The sequence below is a fragment of the Kitasatospora sp. NBC_01539 genome, assembly GCF_045040525.1.
Lineage (GTDB): Bacteria > Actinomycetota > Actinomycetes > Streptomycetales > Streptomycetaceae > Kitasatospora.
The window spans coordinates 8655301-8670327 of sequence record NZ_CP109390.1; the positions used below are offsets into that span (position 1 = coordinate 8655301).

The 15027-nt window shown below is 76.6% G+C and carries 12 protein-coding genes; 4 read left to right on the top strand and 8 right to left on the bottom strand.

The genetic code is table 11. The features are described 5' to 3' along the window. Positions 1 to 43: 43 nt before the first annotated feature. The 3 genes from OG335_RS37475 to OG335_RS37485 all read right to left on the bottom strand — a co-directional run bounded on the left by OG335_RS37475 (position 44) and on the right by OG335_RS37485 (position 2759). On the bottom strand, positions 44 to 1513 hold the full coding sequence (locus OG335_RS37475) for a SulP family inorganic anion transporter (RefSeq protein WP_405009403.1): 1470 nt from the start codon (positions 1511 to 1513) through the stop codon (positions 44 to 46). A 46-nt stretch (positions 1514 to 1559) separates the two neighbouring features. Next, complete coding sequence (locus OG335_RS37480) at positions 1560 to 2162, bottom strand: carbonic anhydrase (protein WP_405009402.1); 603 nt, start codon at positions 2160 to 2162, stop codon at positions 1560 to 1562. Positions 2163 to 2381: 219 nt separating this feature from the next. Next, positions 2382 to 2759, bottom strand: coding sequence for a hypothetical protein (locus tag OG335_RS37485; RefSeq protein ID WP_405009401.1), 378 nt, complete (start codon positions 2757 to 2759; stop codon positions 2382 to 2384). A 396-nt stretch (positions 2760 to 3155) separates the two neighbouring features. Between OG335_RS37485 and pgm the strand changes: the two genes are divergently transcribed. The 3 genes from pgm to OG335_RS37500 all read left to right on the top strand — a co-directional run bounded on the left by pgm (position 3156) and on the right by OG335_RS37500 (position 7915). Continuing rightward, entirely contained in the window at positions 3156 to 4796 is a 1641-nt protein-coding gene (gene pgm / locus OG335_RS37490; RefSeq protein ID WP_405009400.1) for a phosphoglucomutase (alpha-D-glucose-1,6-bisphosphate-dependent), read from the top strand. A 48-nt stretch (positions 4797 to 4844) separates the two neighbouring features. Beyond that, a complete protein-coding gene (locus OG335_RS37495) occupies positions 4845 to 5423 on the top strand; it encodes a PadR family transcriptional regulator (RefSeq protein ID WP_405009399.1) in 579 nt (192 codons plus the stop codon). Positions 5424 to 5533: 110 nt separating this feature from the next. Continuing rightward, positions 5534 to 7915, top strand: a complete 2382-nt coding sequence (locus tag OG335_RS37500) for a SpoIIE family protein phosphatase (RefSeq protein WP_405009398.1) — start codon at positions 5534 to 5536, stop codon at positions 7913 to 7915. Here the strand turns inward: OG335_RS37500 and OG335_RS37505 are convergent. From OG335_RS37505 to OG335_RS37515, 3 genes are all read right to left on the bottom strand, one after another. Further along, positions 7884 to 8993 carry a hypothetical protein gene (locus tag OG335_RS37505; RefSeq protein WP_405009397.1) on the bottom strand — a complete coding sequence of 370 codons (1110 nt, stop codon included), beginning with the start codon at positions 8991 to 8993 and terminating at the stop codon, positions 7884 to 7886. The two genes, OG335_RS37500 and OG335_RS37505, sit on opposite strands and share 32 nt — an antisense overlap. Before the next feature lie 103 nt (positions 8994 to 9096). Further along, complete coding sequence (locus tag OG335_RS37510) at positions 9097 to 9678, bottom strand: TerD family protein (RefSeq protein WP_405009396.1); 582 nt, start codon at positions 9676 to 9678, stop codon at positions 9097 to 9099. 267 nt (positions 9679 to 9945) lie between these two features. Beyond that, on the bottom strand, positions 9946 to 11538 hold the full coding sequence (locus OG335_RS37515) for a PucR family transcriptional regulator (protein ID WP_405009395.1): 1593 nt from the start codon (positions 11536 to 11538) through the stop codon (positions 9946 to 9948). A gap of 151 nt (positions 11539 to 11689) precedes the next feature. Here OG335_RS37515 and OG335_RS37520 point away from each other — a divergent pair, with 151 nt between their 5' ends. Further along, positions 11690 to 12868, top strand: a complete 1179-nt coding sequence (locus OG335_RS37520) for an 8-amino-7-oxononanoate synthase (protein ID WP_405009394.1) — start codon at positions 11690 to 11692, stop codon at positions 12866 to 12868. Positions 12869 to 12933: 65 nt separating this feature from the next. Here the strand turns inward: OG335_RS37520 and OG335_RS37525 are convergent, their stop codons facing one another. After that, positions 12934 to 13590: an HAD family hydrolase gene (locus tag OG335_RS37525; RefSeq protein WP_405009393.1), complete on the bottom strand. Its 657-nt coding sequence runs from the start codon at positions 13588 to 13590 to the stop codon at positions 12934 to 12936. 125 nt (positions 13591 to 13715) lie between these two features. Continuing rightward, entirely contained in the window at positions 13716 to 15005 is a 1290-nt protein-coding gene (locus tag OG335_RS37530; protein WP_405015266.1) for an NAD(P)/FAD-dependent oxidoreductase, read from the bottom strand. Positions 15006 to 15027 lie beyond the last annotated feature (22 nt).

The following is a 15027-nucleotide window of genomic DNA, read 5'->3' on the forward strand; positions in this document are numbered from 1 at the left end:
CGCCGCCGGACGGGGCCAGGCAGGCGGGGACGGCGGTGGTGGCTCAGTGCAGCGCCGGGGCGTGCACGGGGTCGGTGCCCTTCGTGTTGTGCCGTCCGGCCCAGTCCTGCAGGGCCGTCCGGCAGGCGTGGTCGAGGTGGCGCAGTGCGGCCAGGTCGAGTTCGATGGCGCGGTCGCGGGGGAGGGCCTCCAGGGTGTCGAGGATGCGGGGCAGCCGGAGGAAGGTGGCGTTGCCCGAGATCATCACCCGGACGGCGCCGCCGGGCCGGTCGTCGACCTCCAGGTGCACGGAGGAGGTCTCCCACGCGGTCTTCAGCACGGCGAGCAGCAGGCCGATCAGTACGCCCTCGAACATGTTGGTCACCACAATGGCCACCGCGGTCGCCACCAGGACGACCGCTTCGCCGCGGTGCGACCGCCACAGCGGCCGGAGGGTGCTCACCGGCAGCAGCTTGGTGCCCGCGTGCACCAGCACGCCGGCCAGCGCCGCGAGCGGGATGACGCCCAGCGCGGCCGGGAGCAGGGCCGCGAAGAGGAGCAGCCACCCGCCGTGCATCACCCGGGAGGCCTTCGTACGGGCGCCGGCCTGTACGTTCGCGGCGCTGCGGACGATGACGGCGGTCATGGGCAGGGCGCCGAGGAGCCCGCACACGGTGTTCCCGGCGCCCTGGGCGATGAGTTCCCGGTCGTAGTCGGTGCGCCTGCCGTCGTGCAGCCGGTCGACGGCCGCCGCGCTGAAGAGGCTCTCCGCGGAGGCGATGAGGGTGAACGCGACGACGGTGGCCAGGGCGCCGACCTCGGTGAGCACGTCGAAGGCCGAGGTGCCCGGCGGCTGGACGACGCCGAGCAGGCCCCTCACCTCGACCCGGCCGACCGGGAGGTCGAGCGTGGCGACGGCGAGGGTCGCCAGCGCCACCGCGGCGAGCTGCGCGGGTACGACGCGGACGCGGGCGGGCAGTCTCTTCCACAGCACGAGCACGGCGACGGTGCCGGCGCCGACGGCGAGCGAGGCCCGGCCGGCGGCGGATCCGGCGGTGTCGGCGACCAGGCCGGGCAGTCCGGCGATGTTGGCGGGCCCGTTGCCGGGCGCCTTCGCCCCGGCTGCCGCGTAGAGCTGTCCGGCGACGAGGACGAGGCCGATGCCGGCGAGCATGCCCTGCACCACGGAGACGGAGATGGCGCGGAAGAGGCGGCCGAGGCGCAGTGCGCCCATCAGCAGCTGGAGCAGGCCGGCGGCGAGCACGATGACGCCGAGTGCGGGCAGGCCGTACTCGGTGACGGCCTCGTACACGAGCACCGTGAGTCCGGCGGCGGGGCCGGACACCTGGAGGCTGCTGCCGGGCAGCATGCCGGTGAGGAGGCCGCCGACGATGCCGGTGACGAGGCCGAGTTCGGCGGGCACGCCGGAGGCGACGGCCACGCCGACGCAGAGCGGCAGGGCGACGAGGAAGACGACGAGGGAGGCGGCGAAGTCCGCCCGCAGTGCGGGGACGGAGGGGGTTCTACGGAACATCAGGTCCTCTTGGGGTCGGTCGTGGAACGGCCGGCTGGAGGGCCGCTCAGAGCGGGAGGAAGGCATCGGGGCCGGGTCGGTGGGCCAGGACGAGTCCGGTGTGGACCTCGTAGAACCAGGCGTGCAGGCGCAGTCGGCCCTGGGCGGTGCGCCGGGCGATGCCGGGGTAGCCGCGGAGGCGGTCGAGCTGGGCGAGCACGTGGCGCTGCACCGGTCCGGCGACGGTGGGGTCGAAGACGTCGGAGGGGGCCGGTGCGAGGGCCGCCGGGTCGCTGTGCGCGAGCCAGTCGCGGACGGCGGGCACGGCGCTGAGGTCGTCGCCGCGGACGAGGGCGCCGACCGCGCCGCAGTGGGAGTGGCCGCACACGACGATGTCGCGGACCTCGAGCACCTCGACGGCGTACTCGACGGTGGCGGCCTCGCCGCTCGGCCGGTCGGCCCGGTACGGCGGCACGATGTTGCCGGCGGTGCGGAGTTCGAACAGGTCGCCGGGGTCGGCGCCGGTGATGAGCGACGGCACGACGCGTGAGTCGGAGCAGGTGACGAAGAGTGCCTGCGGCTGCTGGCCGGCGGCGAGTCCGGCGAACTCGCGGCCGTCGCGGGCGGCGCGGTCGCGGAACGACCGGGCGCGGTCCCTCAAGGGATCCATCGGGGCATACCTCCATGGCCCCGGCGCGGTGCGCGCGGGGGCGGACGGTGGACCAGGGGTCTTGTGCGCCGTTCCGCCGGAGGGCGGGCGGCGGTGCTGGGCTGCGGGGGGTGTGCCGCGGCGGCCGGGCGCCGGCGTGGTGCGGCGCGCAGGGGCGGTGGACCCGGGGCGGTGCGCGGGCGCACCGCCTGCCGGGGTGCCGGGCGGGCCCGGGTCAGCTCAGCAGCGGAAGACCTGGAACACGGAGGCGGTGGCGCCGCCGGTGGGTCTCGACGGGTAGGTCGGGGCCCCGGCGGAGCCGGCCGGCGGCGGGCACGGCGACCGGCCGGGCGCGGCGGCGGTGTGGTCGGGACGGGCGGGCCGCAGGGCGGCGGCCGTGCCGGGGAGGGGGCGTGCGGTGGCGTGCGGCCCGTGCCGCTGGGAGAGCCCGGTGGGCAGGTCCTTCTCGTCGTCGGACCGTTCGGCGGGTGCGACGACGCCTGCCGACTGGACGGCCTGACGGGGTTTCAGCGCGTCCGAGGCCTCGGCGCCCGCGAACAGCAGGACGGCGCCGAGCAGTGCGGACAGCAGGGCCCTGATGGTGCCGTGCGTTCGCACCGGTGCCCTCCCTCCGCCGACCGGCCGGTGTACATGCTCATGGTGATAAACGAATCTGATGCCAGATCAGTTTCCGATGGATGTACCCCGTGTGAGGGAATGCGGGGGATCGGTTTGTGTCCGAGCGGTCCCCCGCCTGGGAGCAACGGTGACGGAGAGTGAGGGGGAGCAGGAAGGGCGCACGGGAGTGGTGTCCCCGTCCGGGTGAGCGCCGGGCTGCGGTGCCGTGCCGGGGCGGAGCCGGTGCCGGGCCCGTCCGTCCCGCTGGTGCCGTCACGGCACGGCCGTCCCGTGCGCCGCATGCGTGCGCGCGCACGGGGTAGGTGAGAGTGGGGTTCCGGGACCGGGCCCCGGCCGGGCCGCGCGCCCGGCCACGTCGAGGAGGAGAGCGAAGAGATGGTGCACGTACGAGCCGGGGAGCCCGCCGCCCCGCAGGACCTGGTGGACGTGGCCCGGCTGGTGACGTCCTACTACACGCTGCACCCCGACCCGGCCGAGCCGGGCCAGCGGGTCGCGTTCGGCACCTCGGGGCACCGCGGTTCCTCGCTCGCCACCGCCTTCAACGAGGACCACATCGCCGCGACCACCCAGGCGATCTGCGAGTACCGGGCCGCCCAGGGCACCACCGGGCCGCTCTTCCTCGGCATCGACACCCACGCGCTCTCCGAGCCCGCCCGCGCCACCGCGCTGGAGGTGCTCGCCGCGAACGGCGTCACCGTGCTGCTCGACACCTCAGACGGTTACACGCCCACCCCGGCGGTCTCGCACGCGATCCTCGCCCACAACCGCTCCGCGCCGAAGCGGCTGGCGGACGGCATCGTGGTGACCCCCTCGCACAACCCGCCGGCCGACGGCGGCTTCAAGTACAACCCGCCGAACGGCGGCCCGGCCGGGTCCGAGGCGACCGGCTGGATCCAGGACCGCGCCAACGCCCTCATCGAGGCCGGCCTCAAGGGCGTGCACCGGGTGCCGTACGCGCGGGCACTGGCCGCGGACACCACCGGCCGGTACGACTTCCTCGGCACCTACACCGACGACCTCCCGGCCGTGCTCGACCTCGACGCCGTCCGGGCGGCCGGCGTGCGCATCGGCGCCGACCCGCTCGGCGGCGCCTCCGTCGCGTACTGGGGCCGGATCGCGGAGACGCACCGCCTCGACCTCACCGTCGTCAACCCCGCCACCGACCCGGCGTGGCGCTTCATGACGCTCGACTGGGACGGCAAGATCCGGATGGACTGCTCGTCGCCGTACGCGATGGCCTCCCTGATCGGCCGCAAGGACGCCTACACGGTGTCCACCGGCAACGACGCCGACGCGGACCGGCACGGCATCGTCACCCCCGACGGCGGGCTGATGAACCCCAACCACTACCTCGCCGTCGCCATCGACTACCTCTACCGGCACCGCCGCGACTGGCCCGCCGAGGCGGGGATCGGCAAGACCCTGGTCTCCTCCTCGATGATCGACCGGGTCGCCGGTGACCTGAAGCGGGAGCTCGTCGAGGTGCCCGTCGGCTTCAAGTGGTTCGTCGACGGCCTGCTCTCCGGCACCGTCGCCTTCGGCGGCGAGGAGTCGGCCGGCGCGTCGTTCCTGCGCCGCGACGGCGGCGTCTGGACGACGGACAAGGACGGCATCCTGCTGGCCCTGCTCGCCTCCGAGATCACCGCCGTCACCGGCCGCACCCCGTCCGAGCTGTACGGCGAGCTCACCGGCCGCTTCGGCGCCCCCGCCTACGCCCGCGTCGACGCTCCCGCCGACCGCGCGCAGAAGGCCGTCCTCGCGAAGCTCTCGCCGAGCCGGGTGCGCGCCGACAGCCTCGCCGGCGAGCCCATCACCGCCGTCCTCACCGAGGCCCCCGGCAACGGCGCCGCCATCGGCGGCCTCAAGGTCTGCACCGAGAACGCGTGGTTCGCCGCACGTCCCTCCGGCACCGAGGACGTCTACAAGATCTACGCGGAGAGCTTCCACGGCGAGGCGCACCTCGCCCGGGTGCAGGAGGAGGCCCGCGCCCTGGTGGGGGAGGCCCTGGACTCCTGAGCGGAGGACGCGCCGGAGGGCCGCGCGCCGCGCCCTAGGATCGACCCCATGTCGCTGCCGCACGCCATCCTCACCGCCCTGCTGGAGAAGCCGTCCTCGGGGCTGGAGCTGACACGGCGCTTCGACAAGTCGATCCGCTACTTCTGGTCCGCCACGCACCAGCAGATCTACCGCGAGCTCGGGCGGCTGGAGACGGACGGCCTGATCAGGGCCGTCCCCCAGCCGCCCAGCCGCGGCCGCCGCAAGGAGTACGAGGTGCTCCCCGCGGGCCGCACCGCGCTCGCCGCGTGGATCACCGAACCGCAGGACCCCAAGCCCGCCCGCGACCCCCTCCTGCTGCGGCTGCGGGCCGCCGCCGCCACCGGCACCGGCGGCGCCCTGACCGGCGAGCTCCGCCGCCACCTCGACCTGCACCGGGCGCAGCTGGAGGAGTACCGCGCCATCGAGCTCCGCGACTTCCCGCCCGGGCGGACCGACGAGGCGAGCCGGCTCCACCACGTCGTGCTGCAGGCCGGGCTCGGGCTGGAGAGCCACTGGATCGACTGGCTGGAAGCCGCCCTGGCCGCGCTGCCCGGCCCCGGCGGCACCGCGCCGGACCGCCCCGCCCCGGCGCCCGGCGGCCCCTGACCGGCGGGCCCCGGCGCCGCGCCTCCGCCCGGCGCACGCCACGCCCCCGGGTGTTCAATGGTGTCCGGGGGCGGGCAGCGGGGGGACTCCGGCCGGTGGAGGATCCGCGGATGCACAACGGCTCACAGCACACGGCCCCGCCGTCGCACGGCGAGGCCACCCTGGTGGTCGACGAAGGCGCCCGGATCACGGCCTGCAGCCCCGCCGCCGGCGCGCTGCTCGGCCGCGCCCCCGCCGAGCTGTGCGGGCGCCCCGTCCAGGACCTGCTCCTCCCGCCCGGCACCCCGTGGCCGCCGCCCGCCGACGACACCGCCCGGACGGGTGCCGACGCCGTCCTGCGCCACCGCGACGGCTTCGCCGTGGCCGTCCGGCTCCGCATCCGGCCGCTGCACGGCCCCGACGGCGCCCTCGCCCTCGTGCACCTCGCCCCCACCGCCGCCGCCCGCCACCGGGAGCACGAGCGGGCGCTGCTCGCCGCGCTGTTCGGCCAGACCCGGATCGGCCTGCTCGTCCTCGACACCGACCTGCGCCTCGTCCGCGCCAACCTGACCCCGCAGCCCGACCCGGCCCGCCCCGGGGCCGGGCTCGACAGCGTGCTGCTGCCCGCCGACGCGGCCGGGATCCAGGCCCGGGTGGCGGCCGTCGTCGCGACCGGCGAGCCCTTCAACGACTGGGTGCGGCCCGTCCGGCTGCGGCGCGACCCCGGCGACGAACGCATCCTGTCCCTGTCGGCCATGCCCATGCGCGACCCGGCGGGCCGCATCGTCGGCGCCCTCCTGAGCTTCGCCGACGTCACCGCCCAGCACACCGCCCAGCGCCGCATCGACGTCATCGACGAGGCGGCCCGGGGCATCGGCCGCTCCCTCGACGTCACCCGCTGCGCGGAGGAACTCGTCGCGGCGCTCGTCCCCGCCGTCGCCGACCTGGCCTCGGTCGACCTCACCGAGGTCGTGCTGCGCGGCGAGGAGCCCGGCGAGTTCCTCATCGACGCGCCGCTGCGCCGGGCCGCCGTCGCCTCCGCGGACGGCACCTGGCCGGAGGAGGTGCACCCGCCGGGCGCCACCATCCGGGTCCGCGCCCGCGAGAGCGACTACCTGCGCAGCGGCCTGCCGCGGATCGCCGACATGGGCGAGCTCCGCCGTGCCGTCGCCGGGCAGACCGACCGGGAGCGGCTCCTGCTGCCCGACGGCGCCAGCAGCTTCCTCGTGCTGCCGCTGCAGGCCCGGGGCCTGGTGCTGGGCGCGCTCGGCCTCTGGCGCACCGCGGACCGCCCCGCGTTCGACGCGGACGACGCCACCCTGGTCGGCGAGATCGGCTCACGCGCCTCCCTCAGCATCGACAACGCCCGCCGCTACACCCGCGAGCACCAGCTCGTGCAGAACCTCCAGGAGAGCCTGCTGCCCCGCCCGCTGCTGGACGTCGGCGCGGCGCAGACCGCCGGCACCTACGTGCCCGCCGGCACGTCCGCGCAGATCTCCGGCGTCTGGTTCGACGCGATCCCGCTGTCGTCCGCCCGGGTCGCCTTCGTGGTCGGCGACGCCCGCAGCAACGGACTCGACGCGACCGCCACCATGGGCCGCCTGCGCACCGCCGTCCGCACCCTCGCCGACCTCGACCTGCCGCCGGAGGAACTCCTCACCCACCTCGACGACCTCGCCCTGCACCTGCGCGCCGACGGGCTGCCGCAGCCGGTCGACGGACCCACCTGCCTGTACGCCGTCTACGACCCCTCCGACGGCACCTGCACCGCGGCCTCCGCGGGCCACCGGCCGCCCGTCGTCGCCACCCCCGACGGGCCCGCCGCCCCGCTCGCCCTGCGGCCCGGACCGCCGCTCGGTGCCGGCGCGGCCCCGTTCGAGCCCGTGAGCGTCGACGTGCCGCCCGGCACGCTGCTCGCGCTCTTCACCGACGGCCTGCTGGAACGCGCCGGGGCGGACGAGGACAAGGCCGTGCGGATGCTCGGTGACGCCCTGCGGGACGCCGCGCAGCCCGCCGCCCCCGTCGCCGGCCTCGGCCGCGAGGTGCTCACCCGGATCCTCACCGACCCGCCCGGCACCGACCTCGCCCTGCTGCTGGCCCGGGTGCGCACCCTGCCCGAGGGCTCCGTCCTGAGCCGGGAGTTCCCGGTCGACCCGGCCGCCGTCGCCGACGCCCGCTCCACCGCCGCCGCGCAGCTCACCGCCTGGGGCCTCGACGACCTGGTCTTCACCACCGAGCTCATCGTCAGCGAGCTCGTCACCAACGCCATCCGCTACGCCGGCGGGCCGATCGTGCTGCGCCTCATCAGGGACGAGCGGCTGATCTGCGAGGTCTCCGACCCCAGCCAGACCCAGCCGCGGCTGCGTCGCGCCCGGCCCACCGACGAGGGCGGCCGCGGACTCTTCCTCATCGCCCAGCTCACCAGCCGCTGGGGCAGCCGCTACACCCCCGACGGCAAGGTGATCTGGACGGAGCAGGAGATCACCGCGGCGGAGGGCCCGCCCCCGGCGTGAGCCCGGCCGCCGGGCGGCCGCGCCCCGACGTGCGCCGCCACTGGCGGAACCGCCACACCACGCAGGAGATCAGTGAGACGGCCACCAGCCCGGCGCCGACGGCCAGCCACCGGTGTCCGGCGACCCGGCCGCCGCTCACCACCAGCAGGACGGCGGCCGCGAACGGCAGGAGCAGCGCGGCGAGCGTCCGCAGCGCCACCAGCAGGGCGAGCGGCCGCACCCGGCCGCGCCGGGGCCGTCCGCCCTCCGCGGCGTCGGCTGCGTCCTCGTCCTCGTCCCCGGGGGAGGCGCCGAAGTGCGTGATGGCGCGTTCGGCGAGCCGCAGCGTCGCCGAACGGTAGGCGAACCCCAGCACCGGCACCCAGACGAACGGCAGCAGGACCCCCACGGCGACCAGCAGGGCGACGGCCACCCAGCGCAGGTACCGGCCCGGGCGCGGCCCGGGCGCGGGGCCCGGGGCGGAGGGCGTGACGACGCCCAGCACGTACGCCATCCGCACGACCACCCGCCCCCACTCCCGCAGGGACAGCCGCGGTGGCTCCTCGGGCGGTCCGGGCGGTTCGGCTGCTCTGGGCGGTCCGGGCGGTCCGGGCGGTCCGGCTGGTCCGTCGTCCGGCGGCAGGGCGTCGAGCGCCCGCCGCGCCTCCTCGACCGTCGGGTACACGCCCTGCAGGAACAGCAGGTCGGCGGCCCGCGCCGGATCGGTGGCGGGACGGCCCGACAGCTCGCCGATCTCCATCACCATCCGGCCCTGCGCGAGCAGCGCCGCGCAGAAGGCCGTGGGCACCAGCGCGATGAACGGTCCGCCGACGAAGGCGCCGTCGACCACGGCCGTCCGGACCCCGTGGGCGACGACCGTCTCCAGGACCTCCCGCCGGGGACTCCCGGAGCGCCGCAGCCGGGCGAGCCGCTCGGACGACTCCGCGCCGATCCGGTCGACGGCGAAGAGCGCGGCCCGTTCGGGCATGTGGCGGGGATCGCGCCGGATCCTGGCGAGCAGGTCGATCGGCGGCCAGGGCGCGCGGCCGGACGGCGGCGTGCCGGGTGCCGCGGTGGTCTCGGGCCCGCCGCCGTCCATCGCCACCGCCTTCGCCGTGCCGTCCTCGCGGGCTCCCGGCCCTACTGACAGCCTGCGCCCGCGAGGGCGCGCGGGCCCGGCGGACCCGCGCGGAGGTCCGCCGTCAGAGGTGCGGCTCGATGGCGGGGATGACGTCCTGGAACGTCCGCCCGTCGGCGGGGGCGCCGATCGCCGTCATCTGCCAGCCGCCGTTCGACCGGTGCACCTTCGCCATGATCTGCGCCGTGCTGGTGCCCCCGCCGGTCAGGGTGTAGCGGGCGAGCTCCTGGCCGGTGGAGTCGTCGACCAGCCGGCAGAAGGCGTTCTGCACGTCCTGGAAGGTCTGGCCGGTGAAGGAGTTCACGGTGAAGACGATCTGGTCGACCTTCTTCGGCACGCGGGTCAGGTTCACCGTGATCGTCTCGTCGTCGGCGCCCTGGCCGGCGCCGCCGGTCAGGTTGTCGCCGCTGTGCCGCACCGAGCCGTCGGAGCTCGTCAGGTGCTGGAAGTAGACGACGTCCACCGGCTCGCGCCCGGCGAAGAGCACCGCGGACGCGTCCAGGTCGATGTCGCGGGCCATGAGCTTCGCGAAGAAGCCCTTCCGGGGAGCGGCCTGCCAGCCGAGGCCCATCCGGACCACCTCCAGCGTGCCCCCTCCGGGCTTGCCGAGGTCGACCTTCTGGCCCTTGCCGAGGTTCACCGTCATCGGGTGCGTCACCCTTCCGCTCTGTGCGTGCCGTGCTGCGCCGGGCGGCCGGTGGTCGCCGGCCGACGAGTACGGCGTTCCCCTCCGGGACCGCGACGACTCCCGGCAGCGCGTGCCCGTTGCCCGGCGCCCGGTTCTTTGCCCGGACTTTACCCGCCGGGGGCCGGTCCCGAACCCCCGGGCGCCGCGGACGGACCACCCCGTCCACCCGCGCCCGCCTGCACGGACGCCGCCCGGCGCCCGCCACGGCACCGGCGGCGGCGCCCGCTACGGCCCGCGCTGCGCGTCGTGCGCGAGCAGCGCCACGTACAGCGAGGTCAGCTGCTCCAGGTCGGCCAGGTCGATGCCGAGCAGGGCCTCGATGCTCTGCAGCCGCCGGTAGAGCGCCGGGCGGCTCACGTGCTGCTCCTGCGCGGCCAGCGACTTGTTGCGGCCGGTCCGCAGGTAGGTGCGCAGCACGTCCAGCAGCTCCGTGTGCCGCAGCAGCGGCCCCAGCTCCCGGCCGATGAACGCCTGCAGCTCGGGCTCGTCCCGCAGCAGCCGCACCAGGCCGCGCAGCCGTACGTCCCGCAGGCGCGCCACCGGACCCGACGGCGGACCCGCCACCGCGGCGTCCGCGACGTGCACCGCCTCCAGGAACGACCTGCGCACCTCGTCCAGCACCAGGCAGCCGAAACCGGCCCCGATCACCGCCCCCGGCGCCCGCTCCTGCAGGCGCACGGCGAGCCGGTCCACCTCCGTGTCGGCGTTCCGCCCCGGCGGCACGCCGACCAGTACCGCGACCGTGCCGTCCGGTCCGATCCGGGCGACCAGCCCGGCCAGCGACTCCTCCTCCAGCGCCCGCCGCGCCGCACCGCACACCGTGCCGCCCGCCGCGCCGTCACCGGACGGCAGCCGCAGCACCACCGGCACCAGCGTGCGGCGCTCGGTGGGCAGCCCGGCCGCCCGGAGCCTCGGCAGCAACTGCTCGGGGTGCACCGTGCCCGAGGCGAGGTCGCTCAGCAGGGCCTCCGCCGCCTGGTCCTCCCAGCCGCGCTGCCGGCCGATCTCCCGGTCGCCGAGCAACCGGTGCACCGCCAGCGCCTCCGCCGCCCGCCGCCCGAGCACCCGGCCGGTCTCCTCGCCGCCCTGGTGGCCGAAGAGCACCAGATGCCCCCACTGGCGCCCGCGCGCCTCCAGCCGCGCCGTGATCCAGCCGTCCGGGCCGAGCGTCACCGGACCGTTGCCCCGCAGCTCGGACACCTGCCGCGAGACCCGCTCCCAGTCGCGCAGGAGGTCGCCGAGCGCCGCGGCCTCACCCGCCGACGCCAGCACCCGGTGCGCCAGGTTCACCACCACCGCCGGGCAGCCCGCGTACCCGGCGATCTCGTCGAGGAGCCGCTGCAACGGCACCCCCGACAGGTTCAGCGCCGACAGCGAGCCGCCGAGCCGGTCCGACAGGTCGAGCGCGGCGTACCGGCCGTGCAGCAGCCTCGCGTGCACCTCCTCGGTGAGCCGCGCGAACGACGCCGGGCGGTGCAGCACCACCAGCGGCACCCCGCACCGCTGCGCCGCCCGCCGCATCGCCTCCGGAGTGGTCGAGAACGCCCGGCCCAGCCCCAGCACCACGGCCGCCGCGCCGGCCTCCCGCATCGACTCGACGTACGCGGTCTGCGCCTGCTCGTCACCCGCCAGCAGCAGACCCGTCGTCAGCACCATCTCCCCGCCGGTCAGCATCACCGCGACGTCCGCGGCCTCCGCCACGTGCAGCCACCGCACCGGCCGGTCCAGCAGGGCCGGGCAGGCCGCCACCTCCGCCCCCCACGGCGCGACGAGTTCCAGCGCCAGCACGTCCCGCACCGTCAGGCGGCCGTCGTCCACCAGGTCTCCCTCCACCGGCCGGGCCCCACCGGCCGGGCACCGCCCGCCCGGCCCCGCCGGTCGGGGGAGTCTACGCGCGCACCCCGCACCGGCGCCGCGTGTGCGCAGGCGCACGTTGCCGCCCCTCGCCGGCGCATGCCAGAGTGCGGCCATGGTCCACCCCACCGCGCCGCAGCCGACCCGCACGCCGACCGCCGTCTTCGACTGGCTGGACGAGGCCGCCGACCTCCGCGCCCGCGCCGGACTCACCCGCACCCTGCGCAGCCGCCCCGCCGACGACCCCGTGCTCGACCTCGCGAGCAACGACTACCTCGGACTCGTCCGCCACCCCGCCGTCACCCGCGCCGCCGCCGACGCCGCGCTGCGCTGGGGCGGCGGCGCCACCGGCTCCCGCCTGGTCACCGGAACCACCGCGCTGCACACCGAACTCGAGGACGAGCTCGCCGCGTTCTGCGGATTCGAGGCCGCCCTCGTGCTCTCCTCCGGCTACGCCGCCAACCTCGCCGCACTGACCGCGCTCACCGACCCCGACACCCTGATCGTCTCCGACGCGTACAACCACGCCTCGCTCATCGACGGCTGCCGCCTCGCCCGCAGCGACGTGCACCGCGCGCCGCACGCCGACCCCGACGCCGTCCGCGCCGTGCTGGCCGATCGCCGGCATCCGCGCGCCCTGGTCGTCTCCGACTCGGTCTTCTCCGTCGACGGCAACGCCGCGCCGATCGCCGACCTCTCCGCCGCCGCCCGCGCCCACGGGGCCGCGCTGCTCGTCGACGACGCGCACGGCCTCGGCGTCGTCGGCCCTGGCGGGCGCGGCGCGCTCGCCGCGGCAGGCCTCGCGGGGGAGCCCGACACCGTCGCGACCGTCACCCTCTCCAAGTCGCTCGGCGCACAGGGCGGCGCCGTCCTCGGCCCCCGACGCGTCATCAGGCACCTCGCCGAGACGGCCCGCACCTTCATCTTCGACACCGGACTCGCCCCGGCCGCCGCCGGCGCCGCCCTCGGCGCGCTGCGCCTGCTGCGCGCCGAGCCCGGCCGCGCCGACCGCGCCCGCGAGGTCGCGCACCGGCTCTCCGCGCTGCTCACCGCCGCCGGGCTGCACGCCTCCACCCCGGACGCCGCCGTGGTCTCCGTCCGTGCCCCGGGCCCCGAGGCCGCCGTCCGCTGGGCCGCGGACTGCCGTACCGCGGGCCTCGCGGTCGGCTGCTTCCGGCCGCCGTCGGTGCCGGACGGCATCTCCCGGCTGCGCCTCACCGCCCGCGGCGACCTGACCGACGCGCAGATCGCCGACGCCGTACGCATCATCGCGGCGACCCGACCGCAGGGCTGACCCGGCCGCCGAACGGCCCGGGCCGCGACGGGGCACGGCCCGTGACCGGTCACCGCCATGACGGGTCACGGCCCGGTGGGCGCCTCCACGGCGGGGCCCAGCAGCGGGGCCAGCGCCGCCCGGAGGTCGGCCGGGCCGTGGTAGTGCACCGTGGCCATCCCGAGCGCGGCGGCGGCCCGCACGTTCTCCGCCCGGTCGTCGACGAACAGGCAGCGGGCCGGGTCGACCCCCGCCCGCGCCGCGGCGATCAGGTAGATCCCGGGGTCCGGCTTGGCGACGCCCACCCGGGAGCTGTTGACGACGTCGTCCGCGAGGCCGTCCAGGCCCACCCGGGCCAGGTCCTCGTCCAGCCACGGCGTGCCGTTCGTGACCAGCAGCACCGGGCAGTGCTCGCGCGCACGGCGCAGCAGGCCGACCGCCCCGGGTTCGGCGCGGAACGGCGCCCCGGCGAACGCCGCGGCCAGCTCGACGGCCCGGTCGTGCGGCACCCGGTCGGCGAGCGCGGCGGCCGTCGCCCCCACCCACGCGTCCTTCGTCAGCCGGCCGAGCACCAGCGGGCGGCCCCGCTCCGGCGCGAAGCCCGCCGCCGCCGTGCTGCCGACCGGCAGGCCCGCGGCGTGCTCCAGCCGGGTCACCTCCGTGACGTCGTAGAAGCGGATCACGTCGTCGATGTCGCACAGCACGGCATCGAAGGGTGCCGCGTCCGGCCCGGAGATCGTCATCCTGCCTGGATACCACGGCCGCCGCCCGGCCCGGCAGGGCGGGGCGGCCGCTGCGGGCCCGACGGCCCCGGCCGTCCGGACGGGCTCGGCAGGCCCGGCCCCGGTGGACCGTCCCGGCCGCCGCATCAGCCCATGACCGTACCGGAGTTGCCCGCACCGCCCGGCCTCAGCCGGGAGAACGCCGACAGGTCGATCTCCGCTCCGGTGTACGGGCCCCGGAGGTGCACCGGATCGGTGTCGTGGTCCTTGCCGTCCTCCGCGTGGTCGACCAGGGCGCGCAGGAAGGCCCCCACGAGCGGCGCGTTCTTGAACTGGTTGCCGCTCGTGCCGATCGCCACGAAGAAGCCCGGCAGATCGGTCCGGTCGTAGACCGGTGTCCAGTCGTCGGCCACGTCGTAGACCCCGACGACGCCGCTCGGCCGGTTCGGCACGGACAGGCCGGTGAGCCGCCGGGCCGCCCGGGTCACCTGCGCCTCGAACACCGCTCCCGTGACCCGGTGGTCGACCGCGTCCGGGTCGTCCACCCAGTGCAGCGGGTCGCACTCCGGTTCCGTGCCGCCGACCAGCAGGCCGCCGCCGGAGTCGCCCCGCAGGTAGACGCCGAGGTCGACGTCGGCGAGCGCGATGCCGTTCCAGCCGGGTGGCGCCGCGACCCGGTGCACCTCCTGCCGCAGCGGACGCAGCCCGACGGCGAAGTCGCCTCCGACACCGGCCAGTTCGTTGACCCGGGTGGACCACGGGCCGGCCGCGTTCACCACGACGGGAGTGGCGATCACGCTGCCGTCGTCGAGCCGGACGGCGCGGACCCGGTCGCCGGTCCGGTCGATCGCGGTGACCGTGCGCCGCAGGCGGAACTCCGCGCCGAGGCGCCGGGCGGCGTCCGCGAGGTTCGCGGCGGCGAGCTGGGGGTCGGTGACGTAGCCCGCGTCGGGGGTGAACACCGCGCCCAGCGACGCCTCCGGCTCCGCCCAGAACCTCTCGTCGGAGAGCCGCCGGGGCGGCCAGTGCCGGCCGGGGTCCAGACCCGGTACCCGGCGGGCGAGCCCGGCGGCGTCCCACTCCTCGTACGGCACCCCGGCGCGGTCGAAGGACGGCAGGAAGCGGTCGCGCGGCAGCACGTCGACGTCCAGCAGCGCGAGGCCGCACGGCACGAGGCGGGCGAGCCCGTCCGTGCCGGCCGGCACGCCCAGGTGCTCGCGCCAGTGCACCCAGTGCGACCGCGCCTCCCACGAGGTCGCCACCCCGGCCCAGGTCGAGTAGTTGAAGCGCACCACGGCGCTGGATGCCGAGGTCGACCCGTGGCCGATCCCGCCGGCCTTGTCGACCACCACCACCCGGCGGCCCGACCGGGCCAGCTCCAGGGCGATCGAGGCACCCATCACTCCGGCACCGACCACGACGGCGTCTGCGGACAACGCGAGCACCTCTCCCTCGGAC

Excerpts from the sequence above, each read along its gene's own strand:
- OG335_RS37480 (WP_405009402.1), bottom strand. The coding sequence starts at position 2,162 with ATGGATCCCTTGAGGGACCGCGCCCGGTCGTTCCGCGACCGCGCCGCC.
- OG335_RS37495 (WP_405009399.1), top strand. The coding sequence starts at position 4,845 with ATGTCGCTGCCGCACGCCATCCTCACCGCCCTGCTGGAGAAGCCGTCC.
- pgm (WP_405009400.1), top strand. The coding sequence starts at position 3,156 with ATGGTGCACGTACGAGCCGGGGAGCCCGCCGCCCCGCAGGACCTGGTG.
- OG335_RS37520 (WP_405009394.1), top strand. The coding sequence starts at position 11,690 with ATGGTCCACCCCACCGCGCCGCAGCCGACCCGCACGCCGACCGCCGTC.
- OG335_RS37500 (WP_405009398.1), top strand. The coding sequence starts at position 5,534 with ATGCACAACGGCTCACAGCACACGGCCCCGCCGTCGCACGGCGAGGCC.
- OG335_RS37525 (WP_405009393.1), bottom strand. The coding sequence starts at position 13,590 with ATGACGATCTCCGGGCCGGACGCGGCACCCTTCGATGCCGTGCTGTGC.
- OG335_RS37510 (WP_405009396.1), bottom strand. The coding sequence starts at position 9,678 with ATGACGGTGAACCTCGGCAAGGGCCAGAAGGTCGACCTCGGCAAGCCC.
- OG335_RS37475 (WP_405009403.1), bottom strand. The coding sequence starts at position 1,513 with ATGTTCCGTAGAACCCCCTCCGTCCCCGCACTGCGGGCGGACTTCGCC.
- OG335_RS37505 (WP_405009397.1), bottom strand. The coding sequence starts at position 8,993 with ATGGACGGCGGCGGGCCCGAGACCACCGCGGCACCCGGCACGCCGCCG.